25 protein-coding genes are annotated in these 26,558 nt (G+C 37.1%); 16 read left to right on the forward strand and 9 right to left on the reverse strand.

Going from position 1 to position 26,558, the window contains the following annotated elements:
* Positions 1-50: 50 nt before the first annotated feature.
* Entirely contained in the window at positions 51-2,873 is a 2,823-nt protein-coding gene (gene uvrA, locus BTO11_RS04840; protein ID WP_105051527.1) for an excinuclease ABC subunit UvrA, read from the reverse strand.
* A gap of 332 nt (positions 2,874-3,205) precedes the next feature.
* Between uvrA and BTO11_RS04845 the strand changes: the two genes are divergently transcribed.
* Complete coding sequence (locus BTO11_RS04845; RefSeq protein WP_181135952.1) at positions 3,206-4,591, forward strand: MFS transporter; 1,386 nt, start codon at positions 3,206-3,208, stop codon at positions 4,589-4,591.
* A 2-nt stretch (positions 4,592-4,593) separates the two neighbouring features.
* Positions 4,594-5,217 carry a single-stranded DNA-binding protein gene (gene ssb, locus BTO11_RS04850; RefSeq protein WP_105051529.1) on the forward strand — a complete coding sequence of 208 codons (624 nt, stop codon included), beginning with the start codon at positions 4,594-4,596 and terminating at the stop codon, positions 5,215-5,217.
* A gap of 632 nt (positions 5,218-5,849) precedes the next feature.
* Here the strand turns inward: ssb and BTO11_RS04855 are convergent.
* The 5 genes from BTO11_RS04855 to BTO11_RS04875 all read right to left on the reverse strand — a co-directional run bounded on the left by BTO11_RS04855 (position 5,850) and on the right by BTO11_RS04875 (position 11,084).
* Complete coding sequence (locus BTO11_RS04855) at positions 5,850-6,815, reverse strand: hypothetical protein (RefSeq protein WP_105051530.1); 966 nt, start codon at positions 6,813-6,815, stop codon at positions 5,850-5,852.
* The gene (locus tag BTO11_RS04860; protein ID WP_105051531.1) at positions 6,808-8,595 is read right to left on the reverse strand and encodes an ORC-CDC6 family AAA ATPase; all 1,788 of its coding nucleotides are present in this window, start codon (positions 8,593-8,595) and stop codon (positions 6,808-6,810) included. Before BTO11_RS04860 ends, BTO11_RS04855 begins: the two co-directional genes overlap by 8 nt.
* On the reverse strand, positions 8,588-9,829 hold the full coding sequence (locus BTO11_RS04865) for a metallophosphoesterase family protein (RefSeq protein ID WP_181135842.1): 1,242 nt from the start codon (positions 9,827-9,829) through the stop codon (positions 8,588-8,590). The genes BTO11_RS04860 and BTO11_RS04865 overlap by 8 nt, the downstream gene beginning before the upstream one ends.
* 668 nt (positions 9,830-10,497) lie before the next feature.
* On the reverse strand, positions 10,498-10,839 hold the full coding sequence (locus BTO11_RS04870; RefSeq protein ID WP_105051533.1) for a type II toxin-antitoxin system RelE/ParE family toxin: 342 nt from the start codon (positions 10,837-10,839) through the stop codon (positions 10,498-10,500).
* Between the two features lie 2 nt (positions 10,840-10,841).
* Positions 10,842-11,084, reverse strand: coding sequence for a type II toxin-antitoxin system Phd/YefM family antitoxin (locus BTO11_RS04875; protein ID WP_105051534.1), 243 nt, complete (start codon positions 11,082-11,084; stop codon positions 10,842-10,844).
* Between the two features lie 131 nt (positions 11,085-11,215).
* Between BTO11_RS04875 and BTO11_RS04880 the strand changes: the two genes are divergently transcribed.
* Positions 11,216-11,566 carry a DUF6151 family protein gene (locus BTO11_RS04880; protein WP_219846486.1) on the forward strand — a complete coding sequence of 117 codons (351 nt, stop codon included), beginning with the start codon at positions 11,216-11,218 and terminating at the stop codon, positions 11,564-11,566.
* Positions 11,567-11,599: 33 nt separating this feature from the next.
* Here the strand turns inward: BTO11_RS04880 and BTO11_RS04885 are convergent, their stop codons facing one another.
* The gene (locus BTO11_RS04885; RefSeq protein ID WP_146105461.1) at positions 11,600-11,827 is read right to left on the reverse strand and encodes a hypothetical protein; all 228 of its coding nucleotides are present in this window, start codon (positions 11,825-11,827) and stop codon (positions 11,600-11,602) included.
* A 142-nt stretch (positions 11,828-11,969) separates the two neighbouring features.
* Here BTO11_RS04885 and BTO11_RS04890 point away from each other — a divergent pair, with 142 nt between their 5' ends.
* From BTO11_RS04890 to BTO11_RS04910, 5 genes are all read left to right on the forward strand, one after another.
* The gene (locus BTO11_RS04890; protein WP_105051537.1) at positions 11,970-12,419 is read left to right on the forward strand and encodes a hypothetical protein; all 450 of its coding nucleotides are present in this window, start codon (positions 11,970-11,972) and stop codon (positions 12,417-12,419) included.
* Between the two features lie 38 nt (positions 12,420-12,457).
* Positions 12,458-12,646 (forward strand): hypothetical protein, encoded by a 189-nt coding sequence (locus BTO11_RS04895; RefSeq protein ID WP_105051538.1) that lies wholly within the window; start codon positions 12,458-12,460, stop codon positions 12,644-12,646.
* A gap of 2 nt (positions 12,647-12,648) precedes the next feature.
* Complete coding sequence (sodN, locus tag BTO11_RS04900; RefSeq protein WP_105051539.1) at positions 12,649-13,155, forward strand: superoxide dismutase, Ni; 507 nt, start codon at positions 12,649-12,651, stop codon at positions 13,153-13,155.
* A gap of 3 nt (positions 13,156-13,158) precedes the next feature.
* A complete protein-coding gene (locus BTO11_RS04905) occupies positions 13,159-13,440 on the forward strand; it encodes a S24/S26 family peptidase (protein WP_268245081.1) in 282 nt (93 codons plus the stop codon).
* Between the two features lie 281 nt (positions 13,441-13,721).
* Positions 13,722-14,186: a VOC family protein gene (locus BTO11_RS04910; protein ID WP_219846456.1), complete on the forward strand. Its 465-nt coding sequence runs from the start codon at positions 13,722-13,724 to the stop codon at positions 14,184-14,186.
* Between the two features lie 394 nt (positions 14,187-14,580).
* On the opposite strand, the gene BTO11_RS04915 is transcribed toward BTO11_RS04910, so the two are convergent.
* The gene (locus BTO11_RS04915; protein WP_105051542.1) at positions 14,581-15,411 is read right to left on the reverse strand and encodes a hypothetical protein; all 831 of its coding nucleotides are present in this window, start codon (positions 15,409-15,411) and stop codon (positions 14,581-14,583) included.
* A 150-nt stretch (positions 15,412-15,561) separates the two neighbouring features.
* On the opposite strand from BTO11_RS04915, the gene yjjX reads away from it, so the two are divergent.
* The 6 genes from yjjX (at position 15,562) to BTO11_RS04945 (ending at position 21,931) form a co-directional block, all read left to right on the forward strand.
* Positions 15,562-16,125: an inosine/xanthosine triphosphatase gene (yjjX, locus tag BTO11_RS04920; protein ID WP_219846487.1), complete on the forward strand. Its 564-nt coding sequence runs from the start codon at positions 15,562-15,564 to the stop codon at positions 16,123-16,125.
* A gap of 63 nt (positions 16,126-16,188) precedes the next feature.
* A complete protein-coding gene (yjjG, locus tag BTO11_RS04925) occupies positions 16,189-16,878 on the forward strand; it encodes a pyrimidine 5'-nucleotidase (RefSeq protein ID WP_105051544.1) in 690 nt (229 codons plus the stop codon).
* A 346-nt stretch (positions 16,879-17,224) separates the two neighbouring features.
* Entirely contained in the window at positions 17,225-18,103 is an 879-nt protein-coding gene (locus BTO11_RS04930; RefSeq protein WP_105051545.1) for a polyphosphate polymerase domain-containing protein, read from the forward strand.
* A gap of 1 nt (position 18,104) precedes the next feature.
* Positions 18,105-18,731 carry a DUF4956 domain-containing protein gene (locus BTO11_RS04935; RefSeq protein ID WP_105051546.1) on the forward strand — a complete coding sequence of 209 codons (627 nt, stop codon included), beginning with the start codon at positions 18,105-18,107 and terminating at the stop codon, positions 18,729-18,731.
* Position 18,732: 1 nt separating this feature from the next.
* On the forward strand, positions 18,733-19,854 hold the full coding sequence (locus BTO11_RS04940) for an OprO/OprP family phosphate-selective porin (protein WP_105051547.1): 1,122 nt from the start codon (positions 18,733-18,735) through the stop codon (positions 19,852-19,854).
* Positions 19,855-20,035: 181 nt separating this feature from the next.
* Positions 20,036-21,931 (forward strand): EAL domain-containing protein, encoded by a 1,896-nt coding sequence (locus BTO11_RS04945; RefSeq protein ID WP_105051548.1) that lies wholly within the window; start codon positions 20,036-20,038, stop codon positions 21,929-21,931.
* Here the strand turns inward: BTO11_RS04945 and BTO11_RS04950 are convergent.
* Positions 21,900-22,811, reverse strand: coding sequence for a 1-aminocyclopropane-1-carboxylate deaminase/D-cysteine desulfhydrase (locus BTO11_RS04950; RefSeq protein ID WP_105051549.1), 912 nt, complete (start codon positions 22,809-22,811; stop codon positions 21,900-21,902). The genes BTO11_RS04945 and BTO11_RS04950 overlap by 32 nt on opposite strands.
* Positions 22,812-23,442: 631 nt before the next feature.
* Between BTO11_RS04950 and BTO11_RS04955 the strand changes: the two genes are divergently transcribed.
* Together BTO11_RS04955 and BTO11_RS04960 are read left to right on the forward strand one after the other, a co-directional pair.
* Positions 23,443-25,341, forward strand: a complete 1,899-nt coding sequence (locus tag BTO11_RS04955; protein ID WP_105051550.1) for a formylglycine-generating enzyme family protein — start codon at positions 23,443-23,445, stop codon at positions 25,339-25,341.
* Positions 25,342-25,503: 162 nt separating this feature from the next.
* Complete coding sequence (locus tag BTO11_RS04960) at positions 25,504-26,547, forward strand: rod shape-determining protein (protein WP_105051551.1); 1,044 nt, start codon at positions 25,504-25,506, stop codon at positions 26,545-26,547.
* The last annotated feature ends 11 nt before the right edge of the window (positions 26,548-26,558 follow it).

Here is a 26,558-nt window from a genome sequence, read left to right on the forward strand (position 1 = left end):
ATAAATTTAAGGTGAGTGACTATTCACTCACCTTAAATAGTAAGCATGCTCTAGCTAAGAAGTGGTTTTAAATACCTAGCTGTATGAGAACGAGGTTCGTCACAAATATCTTCAGGTTTACCAGCAACTAAAATCTCACCGCCGCCAGAACCGCCTTCAGGACCCAAGTCGATAATCCAATCTGCCGTTTTAATAACATCAAGATTATGCTCAATAATAACTAACGTATTACCTTGGTCTCTTAGTCTGTGTAATACCGCCAATAACTGCTCAATATCATAAAAATGCAGACCAGTTGTCGGTTCATCTAAGATATATAACGTTTGGCCAGTATCACGCTTAGATAACTCTTTAGACAGTTTTACACGTTGTGCTTCACCACCAGATAAGGTTGTTGCGCTTTGACCTAAACGAATATAACTAAGGCCAACATCCATCAAGGTTTTTAGTTTACGAGCAATGGCAGGAATCGCTTCAAAAAACTCATGAGCATCTTCCACTGTCATATCTAACACTTGGTGAATGTTTTTGTTTTTATACAAAACTTCTAATGTCTCGCGGTTGTAACGTTTGCTTTTACATACATCACAAGGCACATAAACATCAGGTAAAAAGTGCATTTCTACTTTAATTAGACCGTCACCTTGGCAAGCTTCACAACGTCCGCCTTTAACATTAAAGCTAAAACGTCCAGCTTTGTAACCACGAGCTCTAGACTCTTGAGTACTGGCGAACAAGTCACGGATATTGGTAAATATACCAGTATAAGTGGCTGGATTTGAACGTGGCGTACGACCAATTGGGCTTTGGTCAATATCAATAACCTTATCCAATAAGTCCATACCCACAATATCTTTATACGGAGCAGGTTCAGACGTGGTTGCGCCGTTTAATTCACGATGAGCAATCTCATACAAGGTGTCATTGATTAAGGTAGATTTACCAGAACCAGACACACCAGTCACACAGGTCATTAAACCTAACGGAATGTTAACCGTCACATCTTTTAAGTTGTTACCCGTTGCGCCACTTAAGGTTAACCATTTATCTTCATTAACTGGGGTTCTTACTGGCGGAATAGCAATTTTTCTGACACCAGATAAGTATTGACCCGTAATAGAATTAGGCTCATCCATAACTTGTTGTGGCGTACCCTGGGCAATAATCTCACCACCGTGAACGCCCGCACCTGGACCAATATCGATAACGTGATCCGCTTCTCTTATTGCGTCTTCATCATGCTCAACAACAATAACCGTATTACCTAAGTCACGTAAGTGGAATAGGGTTTGTAAAAGACGGTCGTTATCACGTTGGTGCAAACCAATTGACGGTTCATCAAGCACATACATAACACCAACTAACCCCGCACCAATTTGGCTTGCGAGTCTAATACGTTGTGCTTCACCACCAGATAAAGTGTCGGCGCTACGAGATACCGATAAGTAATTTAAGCCAACATTCACCAAGAAACCTAAACGCTCTTTAATTTCTTTTAAAATCTTTTCGGCTATTTGTGCTTTTTGGCCAGACAAGTCCATCTTGTCAAAAAAGTCATGAGCATCACCAATAGAAAGATCGGCAATGGTAGATATGTTAGTGCCGTTAATAAATACGTTTCTGGCTTCTTCGCGTAAGCGACTGCCATCACATGTAGGACAATGTTGCGTGCTTATGTATTTAGTTAACTCGTCACGTACCGAGTTAGACTCAGTGTCTTTATAACGACGTTCCATATTAGGTAAAATACCTTCAAATGGATGAGTACGAGTGACAACGTCACCACGGTCGTTCATATATTTAAATTCAATATCTTGCTTACCGCTGCCGTTTAAAATGACTTCTTTGTGTTCGTCCGGTAAGTCATTAAATGGCAAGGTTAAATCAATTTTATAGAAAGCAGCCAAAGACGTTAACATTTGGAAGTAATAGAAATTACGTTTATCCCAGCCTCTTATAGCTCCGCCGGTTAAACTCAATTCTGAATTGATAATAACTTTTTCAGCATCAAAGTATTGTTTAACACCTAAACCATCACAGCTATTACAAGCACCAGCCGGATTGTTGAATGAAAACAATCTAGGTTCTAACTCTTGCATAGAGTAACCACAAACCGGACAAGCAAAGTTAGCACTGAACGTAATGTCAGCGTCATCTGAGTCCATAAAGCCAACCAGCAAAGTGCCAGCGCTTAGCTCAAGTGCTGTTTCTATCGACTCAGCTAAACGTTGCTGAATGTCGTCTCTTACTTTTAAGCGGTCGACAACAACATCAATATTATGTTTTTTATGTAGCTCTAACGTTGGTGGATCTGACAAGTCACAAATCTCACCGTTTATACGTGAGCGTATAAAACCTTGAGCCGCTAGGTTTTCAAGCGTTTTAACATGTTCACCTTTACGTGCTTTAACCACAGGCGCCAGTAACATGATTTTAGAGCCTTCAGGCAATTCTAAAATTTTATCAACCATTTGCGACACAGTTTGCGCTTCAAGTCTTTCACCATGAGTAGGACACGTTGGTGTACCAACACGGGCAAACAACAAACGTAAATAGTCGTATATCTCAGTGATAGTTCCTACGGTAGACCTAGGATTATGCGAAGTAGATTTTTGTTCAATAGAAATAGCAGGAGAAAGTCCCTCAATGTGATCCACATCAGGCTTTTCCATTAACGATAAGAATTGGCGAGCATAAGCAGACAAAGACTCGACATAACGTCGTTGGCCTTCAGCATATAAAGTATCAAACGCTAACGAGGATTTACCCGACCCAGAAAGTCCGGTAATAACGATGAGCTTATCTCGTGGGATATCCAAACTTATATCTTTTAAGTTATGAGTTCGAGCACCACGGACTTCTATTTGGTTCATACGGGATTCTTTTCTAATTGAACTGATCCGTAAGTATGCCACTTTGTGACTCTACTTTATAGCCCAAGATGGAATAACCAAGATGTAATAACTAAGGTAGACGCCCTAATTACACCGTTATTTACCTGCTTAAGGTAATACGGAGTTTTTGTAATAGTTGTTTGTATAGTTGTTTGGAATAGTTCTTTGTAATAATACAACCGTCACTTACACAACCAGTTAAATTATAAAACGAGATAATATTATGATTTTAGCTAATTTTATAAATAAAACTAAACGATAAATATGCTACTATCCTGCCTCAAATTTTTACGAAGTGGGACATGGAATTAGTGGAGCAAACTAATCTGAATTCATTAGAGAAACGCGCTGCCGTTTCCCTAGCATTAATATTCTCAATGCGTATGCTTGGTTTATTCATGTTAATGCCAATTCTTGCTATCTATGGTCAAGAATTAGAAAACGTTTCGCCACTGTGGATTGGTATCGCCATTGGTGCTTACGGGTTAACACAAGCCTTGTTTCAAATCCCAATGGGCTGGTTATCAGACCGTTTTGGCCGTCGTAAAATTATCGTCATCGGTTTAATTATATTTGCCATAGGTAGCGTGATAGCTGCACTTGCCACTAGCATTGAAATGGTCACTCTAGGCCGAGCTATACAAGGTATGGGCGCAATAGCCAGTGCCGTTTTAGCATTAGCGTCAGACGTAACACGTGAAGAACAAAGACCTAAAGTCATGGCCGTTATTGGTATGTGCATAGGCCTGAGCTTTGCCGTTGCTTTGGTGTTAGGACCAATGATAGCTGAAGCATTTGGCTTACAAGGTGTGTTTTTTATAACGGCTGTTATGGCCGTTGTTGGTATTATTATCACCTTAACTGTGGTCCCTGTTTCATATACCCAAACTAATTCAAGCGAAGTCACCGCATCAAAATCAAACATAATGGCCATGTTATTTAACGGGCAGTTAGTACGATTAGATTTAGGTGTTTTATTTCTGCATTGGTTAATGACGTCTATATTTATTGCGTTACCTATTTTATTTAAAGACTCAGGCTTGGCAGTAACCGAACACTGGAAAATATATTTACCTGTTTTATTTTTGTCTTTTGTTTTTATGGTGCCTATGCTGATAATTGGCGCTAAAAAACAAATAGAAAAAAATCTGTTTATCTTTGCTGTTGGTTTGGTGATGTTAGCGTCTGTATTGATGGTATTTTCAGTATCAATTTGGCCACTTATATTGGCCGTGTTTATATTTTTTGTAGGCTTTAACTTTTTGGAAGCAAGTCTGCCAGCTCATGTATCCAGATTAGCGCCTGCAGGTCAGAAGGGCACTGCAATGGGTGTATATTCTAGCAGTCAGTTCTTTGGTGCATTTTTAGGTGGCGTTTCCGGTGGATTCATCGCTCAAAATTTTGGTTTTAGTTATTTGTTTGCCGCCAATGGTCTAATTGCGTTATTATGGTTGGTCTTGGCATTTGGCATGAAATTACCAGTAAGCTCAAAAAGGGTTTCCATACCATTTGAGCCAAAAGGCGGCTTAGACTATCAAGAATTTATCAATCAATTAAGTCAATGTGGCGGCGTTATGGAAGCCACATTGGTTGAAGACGAAAGTCGCATATATTTAAAAGTAGACAAAACAAATTACGATCGCCCAAGTGTCGATCAGCTAATAGCACAGATTAATCATAAAGATTCAGGAGAATAGTTATGGCTCGCGGAGTCAATAAAGTAATTTTAATTGGAACATTAGGCGCAGATCCTGAAGTAAGATTTATGCCAAATGGTAATGCCGTTGCCAATATCAGCTTAGCGACAAACGAAAGCTGGAAAGATAAAAATACTGGGCAAATGCAAGAAAAAACAGAATGGCATCGTATTGTTGTTTTTGGAAAACTTGCAGAAGTTGCTGGTGAATATTTACGTAAAGGTTCTCAAGCTTATTTTGAAGGTAAGTTGCAAACTCGTAAATGGCAAGACCAAGCAACTGGCCAAGATAAATTCACAACAGAAGTTGTAATTGATTTTGGTGGCCAAATGCAAATGTTAGGCGGTCGTTCTGATAATGCTGGCGCATCACCAGCAGCTGGTGGATTTAAGCCACAAGCACAGCAACAACCAGGTGGCTTCTCTCAAGCTCCTCAGCAAGCTGCGCCTCAACAGCAACAAGCTGCACCACAGCAAGCTCAGCAACAGTATCAACAGCCACAAGGCGGATTCCAACCACAGAGCCAGCCGCAACAGCAGCAGCCTCAAGGTGGTTTCCAACCTCGTCAAGCACCATCAGCTCCACCAGAGCCATCAATGGACTTTGACGACGACATCCCGTTCTAGGTCGTTGTAACATTATTTTTAAGAGCCCTGTATATCAGGGCTTTTTTGTATGTGGGCGTGGAGGTTTGTTTTTTTTTAAAGATTAAAAGACTGTTTCACCTGCGGCGACCATACCTTTTTCAACAGCCAAAAAGGTAGGCCAAAAAGCCGCTCCTAATCAATATTCTTATCCTCAATAAAACTAAGTTTCATCCTCAAAAACGGGATGTACATTCGTCCCTGAACACCATCCCTTATTCGACGTCCTGTCTCATATTTTGGAAAACTTATTTTATTTCGGGAATATTTAGATGGAGAGGAAAAGCAGAGCAAAAGCAAAGCGAACCTTGCGGTTCGCTATATTCGTGTTTAAAGGTGGCTGTCCAAGTTATTGTTAATTTTTGTTTACCAAGCTTTTTTTTCCAGACAAAGCTTAAGTTACTACATCCATGTAGCTAAAAAACGGACTGAAAAGTCGTCCCTGATAACCAGTCCTTCCTCAGCATCCATGCTTCGAATTATATAAAAATAATATTTAACAAAGTGATTTTGAACGGAGAGGTAAAGCAGCGCAAAACAAAAGCGAGCCTGACGGCTATTGTACAAAAATTGACTTGTATGTGTATGCAAATTAGAGTGAGTACGCACGTTATTTAAATAGAAAAATCCAACCGAGTTAAAACAAGCTCACCTATTCCTTGAACCAACCTAGGCTCAAAATCTAAAGCCTTACAATGAATGCAAGTAACATTGCGGTGATAATTAGCTGTCAATATAGAAGCTAATACATGTGGTTTAGGACCAAATAAAGCTATTGAAATATTACAATCACTCTTCAAAGGAGATATTATTTGATTTAAATAATCGAAGCAAACCGTGACGTTAGTTAAAGGAAGGCCTAATAGTTTATTTTTCCCGCCTAAATTCGAGTCTATAAATTCAGAATTAAATGCCAATACATTTTCAACATAGCTTTCTTTTGCGCTCGGAGATGCATAAATACCATAACTTTTATCCGGATTAATAGCATTATTAATAACTTGAGGTCCCACGGAATCAAAGCCTAACAAGAATAATGCAGCTTTCTTAGTAAATGTTAATGGAGAGCCCTCGCAGCCTTGAAGTATAAGTGGTTGTGAAAAATTTTTATGCTCAATAATTTCAGGATACTCACCCACTGAATAAGAAAAATCTATGCTTATATCTATCTTATTGTCTTTCTGGATGAATTTTAAAAAGAAAAATATAATAATTGAAAGTAATGATTTTGTCATAGAAGAATAATCAATCAGTACCCTTAACTTATCCTTACTTTTTAAGTCTATTGTATCAGCCCACTGATAAAGCCTATTAAACTGACCTTGAGTATCAGCAGAAGAGTGCCTGTATATATTTTTACTTTCAAATTTATTAACAAAAAAGCTATCGATAGACTTTCTGTGAAGCATATCAGCATGCTCTGAATACGAATATACCAAGACATCATTGATATTCGTTTTATCAATGATCTCTGATAAAAAAGTACAACGTGGTTCGTACCCACAACAGAGTACGGCTAAATCATACTTTGAGTCCAAAAGAACCTTGCGTGAAATATCACTTACATTGAATTTACTCATCAAACATCTCTATTTGGTCAATTGGATTAGTACCGACAGTCCTAATTGAACTGTTAGAAATTCTTTTTTGAATAGTACTTAACTTAAGCACTCCCCCCCTTCTAGGTGGAAGGAAAAATTGAGGACTTATGCTTCCTGATAAATGAAAACGACCAGACATGATTGGCATATTATCATCACCATCAGCTGTGGTGATGTGAGGAATTAACAAACCTAAATCGACAGAAATCCTCACAGCGTCCCATATAACTTTGTCTGTTAAATCAAATTCAAAAGACATATTAATTTCAGTTCCAATTTTTTCATTATGTAAGGAGCCTTTGAAGTAATTTCCGACCTGAGTTAAAAAAATAGCTGCATTTGACCCATTTTCTTCCGCACGTATAGAATCAATTTCTGATATTGAGAAGCTTTTGATTATGCGACCTTGACGTCCTTTTTCTAAAGGGGCGAAGCTAGAGGAATTATTTTGAGAAGTTATAAATCTATTAAACAAATTAATTAATTTTCTAGGATTCCCATCACAACATTTTATTGCTACATCATAGCCAGAGAATATTTTTGGTGCAGCGTAAGCTTGACCTGTAGTTGACTCAAAATAATCCTTAAGAACAAGTAGAGGTCTGACTTTTCTCTCAATTTCATCGCTAAAGCTCTTTCCTGTAGGATTATTTTTATACAACCTCGTAGCCCTTTCAATAGTAGAAGGATTGCAATATCGATTTATGTAATACATTATTTTTTTATTCGGCATAACTTCTGCAGAATTATCTGTTAAATCAGACTTACCTAGTAAGTATTTTAAAGTTATACCTGTATCAGAAAGCTTTGAACCTGCGACCTTCTTATCAAATAACTTTTCTGCAAATTCAAGAATGATCTTATCTGCATCTTTTTGAGACTTATCTATGGTTCCTAGCCTATCTAAGTACAAGTAATCAAAATCGTGTTTCGCGTTTAAATTCTCATCAATATTTGTTTTGAGGGTTTTGTGTTTGTAAGGCATTGTCGTGATTTTAAAAACCACTTCGGTATAAGTACGAAGTTGTGTATTAATAAGCTTCCATTGCCCCTCAGTAAGTACCTCTGCTTCATCTAAACAAATTGCCCAAGTTGTTTGGTCTGAGAAACCAAGCTCTTGTTTTAATATTTCTATCCCCATTTTTATGGGTGAAAATAAATCTGTATGAAACTTTCTCCCAATCTCCAAATCGTGCTTATCTAACGGGAAACCCAAGGAAGCTTTATTGAAGCAAAAGTTTTTTTCAAACTCTAAAGCTGAAAGCGAACTATTAAGTTTGTCTAATGATTCATACCTTTCACCTAACCATAAATCACCTAGCTTTAGGGAAATATTTCTCTCATGAATAACACTATCGACAGAACTTTTTGAATATCTCTCAATGCAGTGTTTAATTATATTTATAAAACGGCTACAGCTTGATAAATTCACACCCCAAATAAAGAAGAAATCACTTTGCTGAGGATCTTCCTGAATTGACTGTAGTTTGGCTAAAAACTCCGGCTTAAACGGAACAAATGTGGCGATAAAAGATTTTTTGCTTATAATTGCTCTTGCACGCTCATCTTGATATTGTGATAGTCCATCAAATGCCAACATCTTCGCAAACGCAGTTTTACCAGTTCCTCTTGCGCCCAGAATTATATGATTTCGTTTCGAAAATAAACGTTCAAATGTAGTGGTCCAAATAAATTCAGAAGCCAATTGTTTACTTGTCATATCCCTTGCATTAGATGATTCAAAAACATTTTTATCCATTACTGGCTTCCTCCTTTTTTAACAAAATAATCTCAGGTTCACTATATGTCGTGAATCCAATCTCAGTTTCTAATTTTTTTAATACCATAGTTAAAACAATTGACGAGCAATATCGAATTCCAACATCATCAGTTATAATGTCAGACCATTTTATATGACTTGAATTTAAAAACCTGTCATTAATAATACATTTTAATTTCGACTCTAAAGTATTACGGTTGTAACTACTGCCAAATCTAGACTCATGGGGAATAGAATCACGAGTCGAATCATTTTTAATCCAACCATGTTGAACAAAATGACTCCAACTGAGAATTCTTCCTTGTGGAATAAGATGATCGCTGCACTTTTGATCTATTTCAATAATATGAAAGGCGTTTCCAACATCATCAAACCAACGGTCATCTAGTCTTGAGACAAAACTACCAGCGCACAAAATATTCATAGGGTGACGTGCGTCTGTAACCAAATGACGATACCTAGGAATGTGTTTATGACCATGAACTAGAAAATCAAAACAATATTCAGCTGCCAACTCAATTAAAGCGTCAGAGTTAGACATAATGCTATAATCTGCATCTGGGAATGTTTTCTCTTGATAATTTAAAGGGTGGTGATGAAACAGGAGTATTTTGGTTTTACCTTCAAGAAGATCTTTATGCTTATCTAATTCTTCTCTAACTAAACGAATTGATTCGGTTGATAATTCACCGTTATGAATTTTTTTTTCATCATTATCATTTGCAGAAGAGTTAAATGAGAGGACTGCAACTTGCTCAGTGCACCAAAGAACAAAGTACGGTGAAATATGAAATTTACCAAAAGTGGCTTGAGACAATAATCCTTTGATAAATGAGTTATTGTTAAATAGCTGATATCTTGCATCTCTAATCTCTTGCTCATCAGACACTCCTTGCTCTTTAATCGTTTTACCCATATTCCAATTAGAATCATGATTACCTGGAGTGATAAAGATCGCGTCATAAGGCACCCTTAGAATGTCTGCCAACTCCTTTATCTTTAAAGAGGCTAATTCAAATTCTTCATTATTGGCGCAGTTGGTTATATCGCCTGCCACTAACAGAACATCACATTTGTAATTATCTCCTTGAAAATGCTCTCGAAAAGGGGAAGTATAATCATTAATGATAGAGTGTTCGCTATCATTAGGGGTAAAATCCTTTCCTCTAGCGTATTCTCCAATGTGAAGGTCACTGATTACGGCTATTTTCATTAAATCTGCTTTAGTGGATTTATTTCTTACATACATTAACCATAGCAAAGTTAGAATTAACTTTATAGAACAATAATAAAAGGGTCTGAATTTTGGGGGGATGTTATCAAGATATGGATGTTTTATTGATGACCGCCGAGGGGGGAAACCTTAAAGCTCATTTGGCTGAATATTTAACAGGAATAATATAAAACTAAATCACAACGCCTTTGCTTTTTGAAAGAGAAAGCAAATCACCGTAGGTGCCTTTGTGGTAACTGCGATTGGTTTAAGACAAAAATAACGTGGACACCCATTCTAATTATTTACAAATAAATAAGTCCATCTACAACTAGTGAGCCGTCAGGCTCATTAGAGTTTTTAGCTTTGCTCTTGCTCTGCTTTACCTCTCCATCTAAATATTCCTGATATAAAATAAGTTTTCAAAAGTATGAGACAGGACGTCGAGTGAGGGATGGTGTTCAGGGACGAATGTTCATCCCGTCTTTGTAGACAAAACTTAATTTTGTAGAAGATTAGAATATTGGAAGGATGCGGCTTTTTCGCCTACCTTTTTGGCTGTTGAAAAAGGTATGGTCGCCGAGGGGCGAAATAAGATCTATCACATTTGTGCAATGTAATAGTTAGAAAGTAATTTAGTTCAGTCTCTTATCTTTAGAACTTAAAAACTAAATCACAACGCCTTTGCCTTTTGAAAGAGAAAGTAATCCGCTCCGTAGGTGCTTTTGTGGTAACTGCGATTGGTTTAAGACTGCAACCACCAAAATAAAACGGTTTTCTTTAGTAAAGTAAACCGTGTGCTTACCAATTGGAAAGTAAAATCCATTTTGGAATAACTCATTGCAGGTTATTCCAACGGATGGATTATCAGCTAGCATCTCAAATCCAGTAAGAAGTTTGTTTTTGTAGCTATCCCACTGTGTCTGAGAAAATTCTGAAACCGTATAGTGTTTGATTTTGAGTAAATGAGCCTGCGCTAATTTACTTAGTTTATATTTGCTTTTGCGCATATTTACAAAGCATTCAGGAAGGTTTCACCGTCAACCACATTACCTTGAGCTAAATCTTCTTTGGCAGATTCAAAACAGTGTTTTACGTACTCGGCTTTCATAGTTTCGAGTTCTTCATAATCTTTAATAGACATCACAACAACAGCATCTTTGCTGTTTTTACTAATCTTAATTGGCTCACGTTGAGCGTTTAGAAGTAACTCACCGAAATTACGTTTAGCATCATTCGCTGTTAATGTGTTCATGCTTAAACTCCAAATCTTGAATAACGGTAATATTATAGGTAAATACATTAAATGTGCAATTTAATTAATTCGTGCGATTTGTGTGGTTTGTGCAAAAAATAATAAGAACACGGCTATCACTCTAATTATTTATAAATAAGTTAAGCAAAAAAGGCATTTTTAGGTGGTATGCCAAATGTTGCAATACCCCTATTGGTAATTCGCTAGGTTCTCAAATGCCGTTTATTGGTGTTGTGCATAACTTTATGGACAATGCATTGACCCGTGATGAGGACTTAGGTTTGGTAAGAGGTTACTTGCAAAGTAAATACGCTAAAAAAGCCATAGCGCCGCAGGTAAACTCGCCATTTAGCACCACCTTAAGAACAATTTTTAAGGTGCTTATTTGGAAAGTAAAAGGGCTTAATACGCCGTCAGCCTTTTTCGATAATAACGGCGAGCCAATTGCAAACCCAAGGGTGTTAACACCAAAAGGCGAGTAGAGGCTTTGTTGTACTCTCTATTGATTTTAACTATTAACGCTTTAGCCTTTGTTTTCTATAAGACACAAACGCCCCAATAGCAGCTAAAAGTAGAAATGGTAAAGACGCTAATAATGAATAAAATGGAATTAAGCCCGCCATTTCTGGGTACACTTCATTACCTGCCTTTGTACACAAACCCCAATAGCCAAATATGGCCAGTGCTAAGCCCGTTAATAACATTAAGACAGATAAGGTGTTAATTGTTTTAAATTTAGTCATGAGCAACTTAGTGACAACTCTAGTTGCGTCATTATGCATATAAACCCTGCACTTATAAAACTTCATTAAATTCAGTAGATATCTAATAATAAATGGTCTAGTATAAATGCAAATGAGAATCGTTGTTATTTAGGTCTTTACTATGCGTGAGTGGGAAAATACAATGAGGCAGGTTAAAACTGCCTTTAACGACAAAGTATTCAGTACTGCTATTTCGTTAAATAAAAAGGCGTTAAGCCTTGCTAATAAGGCGTTCGATAAAAATGTGAGTCAAGATGCGCATAAGGCCGTTGCGTCTGTGATGGTGAGTTATTTTAGCCTAGCGGACTCATATATTGAAATTGGTAGTTTTGATCAGGCATATAAAATGTATCAAAAAAGTTTCATGTTTATTCAAAAACTAAGTAATGAATTGCATAAAAATACGGAATTGAAAATAGCGATTTATAAAGCAATTAGCCAATTAAATAACGAATGGTATTCGTTTAAGCAACGCCATGAAGGTAACTTATTGTCGACTCATCGTATATCACCTAGAGATTTTAAGTTGAACCTAGGCCAATTATTAAAAACACATTTAGCGACTCATTAACTCAATTTATTAAGTCAATTCAAACGGAGATTTTTATTATGTTACGTTATTTAGCTGCGCTGGTTATTGCGTTATTTTCTACGGTTTCACAGGCTCATCCTGGGCATGACCATAGTCATTGGTCTAGCAATTTAACACATCTGGCTTTGGCATTATCAGTCGCTGGTATTGCAAGTGTTGGGGTTTTTATTTATCGCCGTAAAAAGCAATTAAAGACGGGAGAATAATCGTGTTACATTCAATTTTACATTCTTTAGATAAGACGTTTTCTTTTAAAACAGCATCAGCACATTGTGATATACCGTGTAAAATATACGACCCTAGTACGGCGCAAATTTGTGCATTGTCTATGGTTAGGCTGGTGGATCTGATCAATGAAATCAGTGACAAAGAAGAAATGACAACAGACGACCATGCTCAACTTGTTCGATTAGTTAACGAAAAAGAAACACACGGTACAAAACTAAAAGACGAAATTAGGGTTATTTGGGGTGATTATTTTAAGCAGCCACAAATTGATAAATACCCTGATATTCACACGCTTGTTCATCAACTTATGATGCAGACTTCAAAGGGAAAACAAAAAGTTAACCGTGAAGAAACGATAAAAATTCTTGAACTGGTTAATGACTTTGCCACTATTTTTTGGGAAACCAAAGGCGTGGCAACTTATGTTGCTACATGCCCATATCCGCCAAGCTTAGCAGTGGTATACCCTAAGTTAGACGCACTTTAATTGTTGCTTAATATCATTAAAGTTCAAGGTAATAGTATGTTGCCTGAGCTTACTCATGGTGACTTTGTTGTGGTGAGTAAGCTTTACAGAACATTGAATGTTGGTGATATGGTTGTTGCTGAACATTCTACATATGCTTGTATTATTAAACGTATAACGCAAATATCTAAAGTGAAAGGCCTCTTACTGTCAGGTGATAATAAAAGTAGCATTTCTTCTCACCAAATAGGTTGGGTATCTAAAGATGATATTTGGGGTAAAGTCCGGTTAAAAGTTAAAAGTTAAAAGTTAAAAGTTAAAAGTTAAAAGTTAAAAGTTAAAAGTTATAGAAAGCCTATTAGTCCAAGCTAATGGGCTTTTTTGTTTATTAGCATAGTGGTCATTTACCCAATAGCTTATCTAGGGTCTTATCGACGATTTTAATTATGAGACCCATATTAAATCATTCACATAAGAGTTCACATTACGCGTCATCAGAGCAGGTGTATTTTTGCCTGAAAGATAATTTCATATAACGTGGTCTCTTTAATCACTTATCCATTCTCTATTAATAATACGAGTACGTTATGTTGAAAATATATTTCATTATCTTAGTTAGCTTATGTAGCATCAATCACGCAAACGCAGTAGGTAACATGCTAACCAAAGGATTTAATCATGTTGGTTTAACCGTAAGTGACTTAACCGCCAGTAGTGAGTTTTTTATTAAAACCTTAGGTTGGAAAAAAGTCGGTGAAGATACTAATTACCCAGCTGTATTTGTTAGTGACGGTGCAATGTTATTAACGCTGTGGCAAACAAGTGACGCTAAAACAACGGTTAAATTCAGTCGTAAAAATAATGTTGGTTTACACCATTTAGCATTTAGTGCGGCAAGCTTTGAGGCATTAGATGAGATCTACCACCGAGTTAAAGGTGTAAAAGGCGTGGTTGTCGAGTTTGCACCTGAACTGGCTTATGGTGGTCCTGCAAAACACATGATGATAAGAGAGCCTAGCGGCAACCGATTAGAGTTCATGTTTAGACCATAAGTTGTAAGTTAAAACTATTTAAATCAGATGTTCATATAAGTCTATTAATACCAATTAATGGGCTTTATTTTTTCAGCCTTAGGTTACTGGGATAACCATTAAATAATGCCAGTTTTTTAATTATCACTAACTAAATCCTCTCTCTTAAAAAACCAAAAACCTTCATTAATCACAAAAAAAACACAAAAAAGTAACTTACTAGATTTTTACACATTCTTTGCAGCGTGTATTTTTACAGTGATATCACGTTAAATAAAATCGTAGTGACCCAAAGTTACAACGAACTTAATTTATCCTTTCGCACATCATGTCATTTTTGCCTGAGCTGTTAGGTGAAATAAAGAGTGTTAGAGATTAAAATAAGATAAACAAGCGCTTATTAAATTTTGTGTTTTTAAGACTTAAATTCAGCTGATATCGCAGAGTAAAATTTTGCTAGAGGCGTAAGAAATAAAGCGGTAATAAAAAATAGAACCGACAAGAATAAAGCGGTAACTGGAATTATTGCTCCAAAACCACTAAATCTATCATAGCTTGCCTGTGTGGAGGTACCCCAATAATAAAATGCACCAAATATTAGGCTGATTATAAACAGGGTAAAAGATATTACCTTAACCGTCTGCATATTAGGCTTGGGTTTAGCTGTTGGCTTATTAGTGGTTTTAGTTGTTAATTCAGTAGCTAGTTCAGTAGTGAGTTTAGCAGCAAAGTCACCTTTTTTATCTGATTCAACTTTGGCTGATATAACAGAGGTGATTTTTTTAACAATTAACACAAGTAATAAAAGCAAAGATAAAGGAAAAAGAAGATAGGATATCATTACAGCTGCAATGGCGAACCCTTCAAATTTATGTTCAATTACGCCCCAAGTGCCAATTACAGAAAACCCTATACTTATAATTAGCATGCTAAAACATACGCTCTTAATTGATTTCATTTTATTGCGTGATTTATCTGTGGTTGTGGACGTTAAGTTTTTTTTCTGAGCAATAGCCTTAATTGGCTCTATTTTATTGCTTGGTTTATTTGAGGTTGTGTATGTTAAATCTTTTTTCTGTTCAGACGTAAATTTAGCGGATAGCAGAAAAGTAATTTTTGCTATAACTAAAAAAAGAAAAGAGGTGGGAATAAGAAAAAACGACGCGATGAGGCCCCAATCACCGACTATGGCAAACCCAATACCCGTTACTAGCATGAGCAAAAATATTATTGTAATGGCTTTCATTAAATATGCTCATTGTAATATTGTGAAATACATCCCACTACTGTAAAACATTTGCTTTTATCATTAAAGGTTTCAATTTTTAAGTTTAGTTTTGAACCGGTTCATGTAAAGCTTACCGCTTTTGTATATTTGACTTTTATGAGGTACATAATAATGGCTGAGATTATTCATCTTTGTGTGGGTTCTACCAATCCTGTTAAAGTTAACGCAGCAAAAAAAGCCTTCGCTTGTGTGTTCCCTAACCATGTTATTAATTGTACAGAAATGAAAGCACTCTCTGGTGTTGCAGAGCAACCTATGACAGAAGCAGAAACGCGTTTAGGCGCGCAAAACCGTGTTCGTTATTGTTTCGATAACGCCAGCAAGGCGAATGTTAATGACAAGGGAATGGATTACTGGGTTGCTATGGAAGGAGGTGTGGATAAATTTAATGAAGGGGCTGCCAGTTTTTCTTATGTTGCGGTACTTACTAAAGATGGTGATTTGTTTACCGGAAGATCGGCAAACCTTCCTTTACCCAGAAAAATCTTTAAACGCTTGCAGCAAGGTGAAGAGTTGGGGCCTGTCATGGATGAGATTTTTAATACTTCTAACATTAGACAAAAAGGTGGCGCTATTGGTTTATTGACAAATCATGCAGCCACAAGAGAAAGTGTATATACCCAAGCTTTGATCCTAGCACTTGCTCCTGCTTTGCATCTACAACATTATTAGCGCTAAAGTTAGCAACCGTTCTCTAATAAAGAGCGTTTTTTTAAATTAGGAAAAACGATATACATGAAATACCAATGGGTACTGTTTGATGCAGATGAAACCTTGTTTCATTTTGATATTTTATCAGGGCTAACTTGTATGTTTGCTCGTTACGGAGTTAACTTTATACAGTCTGATTTTGATGAATACCAAAGTGTTAATAAGCCACTTTGGGTGCAGTACCAAAATGGTGAAATTAGCGCACAGCAATTACAAATAACTCGCTTTACGCTATGGGGCAATAAGCTCAATGTGCAACCTCAGGAATTGAATGAACAGTTTCTAGATGCCATGGCAGAAATATGTAAGCCTTTAGATGGTGCATTAGCTCTCGTTACTAACTTGCATAAACGTGGCGTTAAAATGGGTATTATTACTAACGGGTTTGCTCAATTACAAGAAATACGTTTGCAGCGAACGGGTTTTAAACCTTATTTCTCTCCTGTGGTTATTTCTGAGCTGGTGGGAGTTGCAAAACCACATCCGGATATTTTCACCTACGCATTAACAAATATGAATAACCCAGCTCCTGAACAAGTACTTATGGTTGGCGATACGTTGGAATCAGATATTTTAGGTGGCAATAATGCAGGTTTTGATACTTGCTGGTTAAATCATCACAACGTTTCAGACAGCAAGTCTACGAGTACAGCTATTAAACCGACATACCAAGTTACCTCATTAACTAAGTTGTTGGTGTTATTGGCAGAGTAATTACGCATGTCATTACTCTTGTTAATTGTTATCAGTAAGCTCTTAGCGGAACAATTTGTTTAAACGATTAGAAAGAAATTAACATATAAAACCAAGTGCCTTTTCATAAATTACAACCAACTGAAAAGGCAAACTCCCCTTTGTGCCAGTAACAAAAAATACACAAAAACGTAACTTACTCAGTTTTTACACATTGTTTGCACTATGCATTTTTATATTCTTAATCACGAAACCAATTGTGCGGAAACTTAACCTGCAATTAGGCCTTTTATTTCAGCATCTTTCATTACGCTAGTTGTAAAATTGATGCTGTTTACCTTTATTGTTATTCGATACTGAGGCAACTATGGCTGCTCAATTACAACCTTTGGAAAATGATCAATTTCCAGTAAATGATCTACAACTGGTTAATCCAAAAGAAGACGAGCTATTCGAAGGTACGGACTATGTGGGTAACTTACTGGCAAGCTTTGACAGCTATCAGTTAACTGATTTAAGTAATGCCAATTTAATGAACCGAGTAGACAGTAAGTTTATTCTACCTATGTCATTTTTACCTGAGCTGTTAGGTGAACTAAAGAGCATGTATCGAGTGTTAGATATTGCTGGGAAACGATGCTTTTCTTATTACAATCAATATCTTGATACTCCAGCAATGGACCTGTATCAAGCCCATCATAATGGCAAGTTAAATCGTTATAAAGTACGTCGTCGCTGTTATGTCGATACTGCTACTGAATATTTGGAAGTGAAGTTAAAAAACAATCAGAAACGAACGGTGAAAACCCGAATAAAATTATCGACTGATAAAAATAACGATGCCGATTGTTTAGAGTTTCTTGCGCAAGAGATGCATGGTAAATATGCCGATTTGCATGTAATTCAACAAGGTGGCTACAAGAGAATGGCATTTGCCAATGAAGAAAAAGCCGAGCGCTTAACGCTTGATTTTGATCTTTGGTACAACAGCAAAGACAGCGATAACCAAGTTAAGTTACCCGGCTTTTTTATTGCAGAGTTAAAGCAAAGTAAAATTTCAAAAAGCTCACCGTTTTATCAATTGATGAGCAAGCACCACATATTTCCTACCTCCTTTAGTAAGTATTGTATTGGCTGCGCTTTGCTGTATCCCAATCAAATAAAAGTTAACCAATTTAAATCCGTACTATCTCGAATTAAACAGCTACATCGCTGTGAACCTTTATTACCTGCAGAGAGCAATTAACATGACAGAATTAGATTTCGCCTTTATTACCCGTTTTTTAGTAAACATACTTTCGTTAGCCACATTATGTTACGCGTGTTATTTCCGTGTGAGTAAAAACTCTGTGGTTGCAGGGTCATTTATTTTGTTCGGTGTAGGTGTGTTTATTATCACTTACTTACTTCATGGCGTTGATATGTCAATGGAGTTTGCCTTTGGTTTGTTTGCTGTTTTTACTATGTTGAGATACAGGACTGAGTCTATTTCAATTAAAGAAATGACTTATTTGTTCCTTGTGACTGCAATTTCATTACTGACTTCTGTTGGTCAAATGAGCTTATTAGATTTGGCGACGTTAAACGGTTCAATTTGCATTTTAGCCTTTGTTATCGACTCGAGCATATTTGTAAAACGTTATGAAATGCAAAGTGTGTGTTACGAGCGAATTGAAAATATAACGCCACAAAACAGAGGCAAGCTGATTGCTGATTTGAAGCTAAGAACTGGTTTGAATGTGATTGCGGTGGAAATAGAACACATCGACTTTTTAAGAGATACCGCTCAACTACGAGTGAGTTACATACCTGAAAGTATTAAGCAAAAAGAAGCTGTGACTCAAAGTGAACAGAGCCTAACTAAGGTGATTTAATATGACTGTTAATGTGAATAAAAACATAAATAAAAGATATGGTTTTACGTCAGTATTAATTTCCCTGCTTTGTCTTAGTGTCAGTGGAGTCAGCATTGCCAAAAAAAATGACATATTTGATTTAAGCGGTTATGTGATGTTTGATTACGACCGCTTTGACGCCTCTTTATTGGAAGATGGCACTGAGTCGTCAAGTTTGGTTGAAATTCGCCGTGCGAGATTAAGTTTAAAGTCGGACATTAATGACCTTTGGGAAGGTAAATTCCAAGTTGATGTAGCTGATGGCGACATAGATATTAAAGATGCTTACCTGGAATATAAAGGCTGGTCATTTGCCGACTTAACGGTTGGGCAGCAAAAAGAGAATTTTGGTTTAGAAAAGCTAACCAGCTCGCGTAACTTATTAATGATTGAGCGCTCAATGGTCACTGAAGCTTTCGCTCCAGGACGCAGCCTTGGTGTGAGTTTATCTGGTGAATTACCTTCAGTTTATTGGCAACTTGGCTATTATGCGCCGGACTATGCGACGGACTCTGAAGAGGCAAGCTCGGCGGTAACGGGGCGGATTGCTTGGGTTCCATGGCAGGAAAATGACAATTTATTACATTTAGGTTTTGCATTTAGTGAACGTGAATATGATGGTGAGCAATTTAGAATTAATGAACGACTAGAAGTTAATCAGGCAGACTCGCTACTGGAAGGTAAAAAGATAGATGCTGATAATGTGTCATTACAAGGTTTAGAAATTTTATGGGTACAAGATAGATTTACCTTAATGAGTGAATGGCAACAAGCGTCGGTATCCAGTATTGAACAAGAGGATTATGACTACGAAGGTGGTTACGTTCAGTTTGGTTATCAACTATCTGGTGGTTTCCGTAAATATAAAAATGGTAAGTTAAGTAAAGTTTCTGATCAGGGTTGGGAGTTAACTGGCCGTTATAGCGAGTTTTCATTGATAGAAGAAAATGAAGATGCCGAAACCTATACCATTGGCCTTAATTACACCTTGAATAAAAACGTTAAATTCATGGGCGATTATATTAAAGCTGAGCATTTTGAAGCCGGTACGAGTGTTAGTTCTGGCAATGCAATTTCATTTCGAGTGCAATATTCGTTTTAATTGAAATTGAACAAAATATAAAAAAAGGTGGAGATATCCGCCTTTTTGGCTTTTTATGCTGCATAATTCAACCTGATTTAGGTAAAAACCCTTTTAATTTACTTTAAAACGCCGTGACACTTGCATGGTGATTTTGCTCGGAGTAGATTAGCCTCATAATAATTATAAAAAGTATACGGACATGCAGTTTTCACGCATTTTATTAGATTTAATCACAAGGCATATCACAGTGTTGATTTGTGTTGTTTTTATTTTAATAAATGGCATGTTCTATAGCGCAGCAAAGCACGACCATGTCAGTCAAATAAATGCTCAACTTCAATATACCCAACAAATTATAGAGCTTGCTCTCCCCCTAGATATAATCAAACCGTTATCACCCGTTATTTTAGAATGGCAATTAATTAACACAGCTGGTTATACGAAAAAACGAAAAATCTTTGGCAAGAGCTGGAATGCGGCAAGCACAAAACTTCCAGTGAGCGGCGGTCATATATTTTTAGTCCATAAATCAATGCTCTCGGCTTATTTTATTCAGTTCTTTATTGTTAATCTAATCCTGTTTTTGACCATATTTATCATCTTGATTGTGGCGCATCTTAATTTACATAAACACTGGAAGGTTTTAATTCAGCTAGAAGCGTGGGCTAATCGATACGATAAAAATGAAGACTTTAAATTTTATTTAACCAATAAGTCATACAATTTAGTTAATACCATTCGTAATGTTATTCAGGCAAAAAATGAAGCGCAAAAAAGTGGTAACAAAGCCGACCATTATATTCGCAGCCAAACGTTTTTAGATAACCATACTGGACTAGGTAACCGACTCTATTTTGAGCACAGATTAGATTCTGTCTTACAGGAAGAAGACAAGGTGTATGGCGCGGTTTTAATTATACAATTTGAGATGTTGGATACCATTCGTGACCGAGACGGTAAACATGCGGTTGCTTTAATATTGCAGCAGTATTCGGAAATATTAAAACAGTATGTAGATGACACTGCTCAGTCAGTTGTGTCGCGTATTAGCCCAAATGATTTTGCTATTTTATTACCATATGTTGATGGTAATGAAGTGGAAAGAATTGCGCTTAGTATTTTAAGAATGAGTCAAAAAGTAAAACTGCCTGACTACATTGACACCAATGTTATCTGCCATATTGGTGTGGATATGTACGACCGAGAAGACACCACATTCAAAATTTTGGCTGAAGCCGACATGGCATTACGAGCCGCTCAGTTACATGGCCCGTCAGGTTGGTTTATGTATGACTCAGGCCAGCTTCCTGCATCTGAAATTAAAGGTTCTGTGCGCTGGCGTACGGCAATTCAAAGTGCGCTTGATAACGACGACTTTGTTTTGTTATTTCAGCCGGTCATTGGGGTAGACATGCGAGTTCATCACCATGAAGTGTTAGCTCGTATGCAAGGTAGTGATGATGAATTGATTAATGCCAAAGTGTTTTTCCCTATGGCGAAAAAATGTGGACTTATCCCATTAATAGACCGACAAGTGTTACTAAGCGTGGTTGGTGCAATGGAAAAGGGGAATTTAACCCCTATTTCAATAAATATTCATATTGATAGTTGGTTGAACAAAGATTTCTGTAACTGGTTAATTGAATTTTTGAAAGTAAACACTGAGCTTGCTAAGTACTTTATATTTGAAATATCAGAATTTGAGTTAGCGCAAAACGCTAAACAACTATCGTCAATGTTTGCGGCGGTTCGTCGTTTTCAGGTGCAGTTTATGATTGACCAAGTTGGCTTGTATGTTCTCGACACCGGTTACTTGGATTACTTAGATGTGAATTATTTGAAGCTGCATCAGAGTTTGGTTAATCAAATACAGGCACGACCTGAAAATCAAATGTTTATCCGAAGCCTACAGAATGTAGTAGCCGATAAAAAGATCATGATTTTTGCAACTGGGGTTGAATCGGAGCAAGAGATCACTACGCTAGAAAGGTTGGGGATTAACGGGGTGCAAGGTCACTTTGTTAAACGCCCATCGGAAAAAATTGAATCAGAAAATAAAGCTATTAATATTGATGGCGATAGCTTAGACCTTTAATACCTTGCAGTCCGCCAGTGTGGATTGCTAGTAATGACTTGTCGTCACTTACCAATTCATCAAATCTATTCATTAAGGTATGCATTAATTTACCTGTGTAAATAGGCTCTATTGGTATTTCTGTTTGCTGATGAAAGTCTAAACAAAATGCATTTAACTCATCTGTCGTTTTGCCATAACCGCCAAATAAATTGTCACTTATTATGGTTAGCCGTTCACCGTACTTTTGCTTTAATTCAGTTAGCAGTGGAATATCCTTAACGACCGCAATACCAATAAATTGCATATCTTCAAAAGCATCCAACATGCCTGATATAGTTCCGCCTGAACCAATCGCACAAGCAATGATATGTTTGTCGGCTGTAATCGATTGTTGTTTAAGCTCACCCACTAACTCGGCTAAACCTAATGCGGCAAGTTGGTTACTTCCACCTTCTGGTACAAAGTAATAATCTGGATGTGCTCGTTGTAACTGATTGATGAACTCGACATCATGACGCTTTCTATATTCTTCACGCGATAACGCAATCAGCTGCATACCACTTTGCTTGGCCAATGAAAGGGTGGGATTATTGAGGTCAATCTCATGTGTCCTGATAAATCCTATTGTGGCAATGCCTGTTTGTTTCCCTGCGGCAGATAAGGCTGCTATATGATTAGAGAAGGCGCCACCAAAGCTAGCAATCCCTTTATATTGTGTCTGGTCTAACTGCTTGAAATTGAATTTTAATTTGCGCCATTTATTACCGGATATCTGTGGGTCGATAAGATCATCACGCTTCATTTGAAAATGAATTACTCGCTCAGGGCTCAACTGATAACTAACTTGAGTTAATGGTGTGTTTTTCGTTGAGCTGAAAATTTGCGTATTCATAGTCATGATATAAATCTAGTCGTTTAGAGATTAAGACGGGAGTATATAGTTGATGGCAACTTAACACAGTAAAAATGTGTGAGTTCTTAAGGGGAATAACAGCGGCAGAAATAGAAACAAGATTGCAAACAAAGCAGTGACATTTAATATAAATAGATAATCTTGAAAATATCAAAAATTAACTAATAATAGAAAGGCTAATGAAGGTTATTTGGTATTTTTATAGATCAAATCTTTGGCATAAATAGATTCTAGTATAACTTTTTTTTGAAAAAACATGTTAAATATTAAGGGTGAAAACCCGGAAAAGGTCAGTTGAATACATTATTATCAATCATATAGATGGGATTAAATTACCTGTGTTTTTGTGTATTAAAACAAACTAATGATTTAGGTAAGAGGTTTGTTTTTAAAGTCTTTGGTGGACGTCAATAAGACAGTGTAAGTTATTAAACGGTTAGTATAGTTTTTGCCATATATGCTACAAATAACAAAATAATGTATAAAACACATCGATAGTTGTAAAAATGCACTTGCGCTTTTAGTGTTAACTCAATAGCATAGCAAGTTGTAAATTTTTTTTAATTCTCGGATTTTTCTGAAAATAATAATAAGTGACTTTGGGAACGGAAGTAATATGTTAAGAGCTCTACTGGCGTTATTGTGTGTCATGTTAATTGGAAGCGTAAACGCAGAAACTTCTGCTGCACCAACTGTTACAGTTGAAGCTATCCAATCAGACATCACAAGTAAACAAACTGAATACGATAGTAATAACTTGGCTTTGCAAGCGCAAATGAATGAAGCCAAGCAAATGAAAACAGAACTATCGGATCTTCGTGAGAAATTAAAACTACGAGAACGTGAAAAATCGGTAGCTTTGGAAGAGATGAATGCTCAATTCCAAAGAATGATTAAAGATCCGTCTTTAGACATTGCAGCTTCTCGTTCACGTTATACTGAGTCAGTAAATGCTCATAAACAAAACCAAAAAGATATTGAAGACCAATTAATTGCGGTTGAAGATAAAGAACGTGAAGTCGCTGGAACTCGTGTCTTAAAGCTTTCTTTATTGAACACTTTAGAAGGTTTGAAAGAGCAGCTTAACAAATCTCGAGTTGAACGTTTATATACGCAATTTAATAAACCAGGTCAGATGACGGTTCAACAATCTTTTGAATGTGATTTAGAAAAAACATTATCTGAATGTATTCGTCAAACTGAAACTCTTGCTAAGCAGCAAGCTTCAGACCGTTATATGGATAAAATCTTTGCTGAGTTATCAGAGTCAAAATCTGTAGCGACTCAACGTGAAGGCGCTGACACTAGCGTTAAGATTGTAAAGGCTATCGTAACTGAAAAAGCATTCTCTGGTTTTGCTAACTATTCATTAACTATGGCTGTTGACCTAGCGGGTAACTTAACTCGTCCGCAAGCATGTAAATTATTAGAATTAAATCAACGCTTCTGTGTAGCAGACAGCGTTAAGACTAATACAGTTCCTGCGGCTAATACCCCAGCAGGACAAAATAAACCTGTAGCGCCAGTAAAAGTTGCTCCAAAAGTGATGCATGAGATGACTGTACGTTCAAACGTATTTGGCGATGAAGTTTATATTAACGGTGTTAGTTACGGCTCTACTAAATTAAGCGTAATGTTGCCAGAAGGTAAACATTCAGTTGAGATTGTTAAAGTAGGCTACAAAACATATGTGGAGTACGTTGACTTAAAACAGAATCACATGATTAATGTTAATTTGGTGAAAGAAACAAAAAAGTTCTCTAAAGGCAGTAGTATACAGGACTCGATCGGCGATAATAAACAAGGCCCACGATTAGTTGCTGTTACTGCCGGAGATTTTAAAATGGGCGATATAACGGGACGTGGTTTAGATAACGAACGTCCAGTAGTTAGTTATACTATCGAAGAATCATTTGGCATGGGCGAGAAAGAAATTACAGTCGCTGACTTTGCCGAATTTATTACTGCAACAAAATATGTAACTGTGGCTGAGCAAGGCAAAGGCTGTGCTTATTACAGTGACTCAGAACCAAAGTATGATCCGCAAATGAACTGGCGTAATCCAGGTTATGAGCAAACTGAAATCTTCCCTGTTGTATGTGTAACTTTAGACGATGCAAAAGCATACGTTGAATGGTTATCTAACAGTACAAATAAAAATTACCGCTTACCGACTGAAGGTGAGTGGGAATATGCAGCTCGTTCTGGTTCAAGTGATGATTACTGGTGGGGCGATGCCATCGGCAGTAACAATGCAAACTGTGGTTGGTGTGGTAGTGAGTGGTCAAATAACAGTGCAGCTCCAACAGCATCATTTAAACGTAACTATTTCGGACTTTATGACGTAATTGGTAATGTTTGGGAATGGAGCGACTCAGGTTCAGAACAAGTTTCTGTCGTTCGTGGCGGCGCTTGGAACTTTGCTCCTAGTTTAGCGCGTGTTTCTACTCGTTTAGAAATAGCATCTAACTTTCGTTCTAACTACATCGGTTTTCGTGTAGCAAGAGATAGATAGATTAAAAATACAGCATAATATGATCAAAGGGGCTTTAGCCCCTTTTTTATTTGCTAATAATATGCCTTTGTTCGCAGTTCGTGCTTGCCGGAATCGCAGGTGTTATGTAAAGTTAGGTATTCGTTTTTTTTAGAATTATTTTTTCAAAGGATAAAAAGCGCCATGTTTAAGAATCTGCGCGGTATGTTTTCTAACGATTTGTCGATAGATTTAGGTACGGCAAACACATTGATATATGTAAGAGAGCAAGGGATCGTTCTAAATGAACCATCTGTAGTTGCTATTCGTCAAGAACGAGCGGGTGGACCTAAGAGTGTAGCCGCTGTTGGTGCTGAAGCAAAACGTATGCTAGGTAGAACACCTGGTAATATTAAAGCTATCCGTCCAATGAAAGATGGTGTTATTGCCGACTTTTATGTTACTGAAAAAATGCTTCAGTATTTTATAAAACAAGTTCATAACAATAACTTCTTCCGTCCAAGTCCTCGTGTTTTAGTTTGTGTACCTTGTGGTGCAACTCAAGTTGAACAAAGAGCGATTCGTGAATCTGCACTAGGTGCTGGTGCTCGTGAAGTATTTTTGATTGAAGAGCCAATGGCTGCTGCAATCGGTGCAGGTCTTCCTGTATCAGAAGCAACAGGTTCTATGGTTGTTGATATTGGTGGTGGTACAACTGAAGTTGCTATCATTTCATTAAACGGTGTTGTTTATTCTTCATCAGTTCGTATCGGTGGTGACCGTTTTGATGAATCAATTATCAATTATGTTCGTCGTAACTTTGGTAGTTTGATTGGTGAAGCAACGGCTGAACGTATTAAACAAGAAATTGGTTTTGCCTTCCCTTCAAATGATGTTAAAGAAATGGAAGTTCGTGGTCGTAACCTTGCAGAAGGTGTTCCTCGTTCATTCACTCTTAATTCAAATGAAATCTTGGAAGCATTACAAGAACCATTAACGGGTATCGTTAGTGCCGTTTTAGTTGCACTAGAGAAATCTCCACCAGAATTAGCTTCGGATATTGCTGAAAGAGGCATGGTATTAACCGGCGGTGGCGCACTATTACGTGACCTAGACCGTTTGTTAATGGAAGAAACGGGTATTCCAGTTATTATCGCTGACGATCCATTAACTTGTGTTGCACGAGGCGGTGGTAAAGCGTTAGAAATGATTGACGTACACGGCGGTGATTTATTCAGTTACGAATAAACTAACCTCCG

The organism is Psychrosphaera saromensis (genome assembly GCF_002954545.1).
Taxonomy (GTDB): Bacteria; Pseudomonadota; Gammaproteobacteria; order Enterobacterales; family Alteromonadaceae; genus Psychrosphaera; species Psychrosphaera saromensis.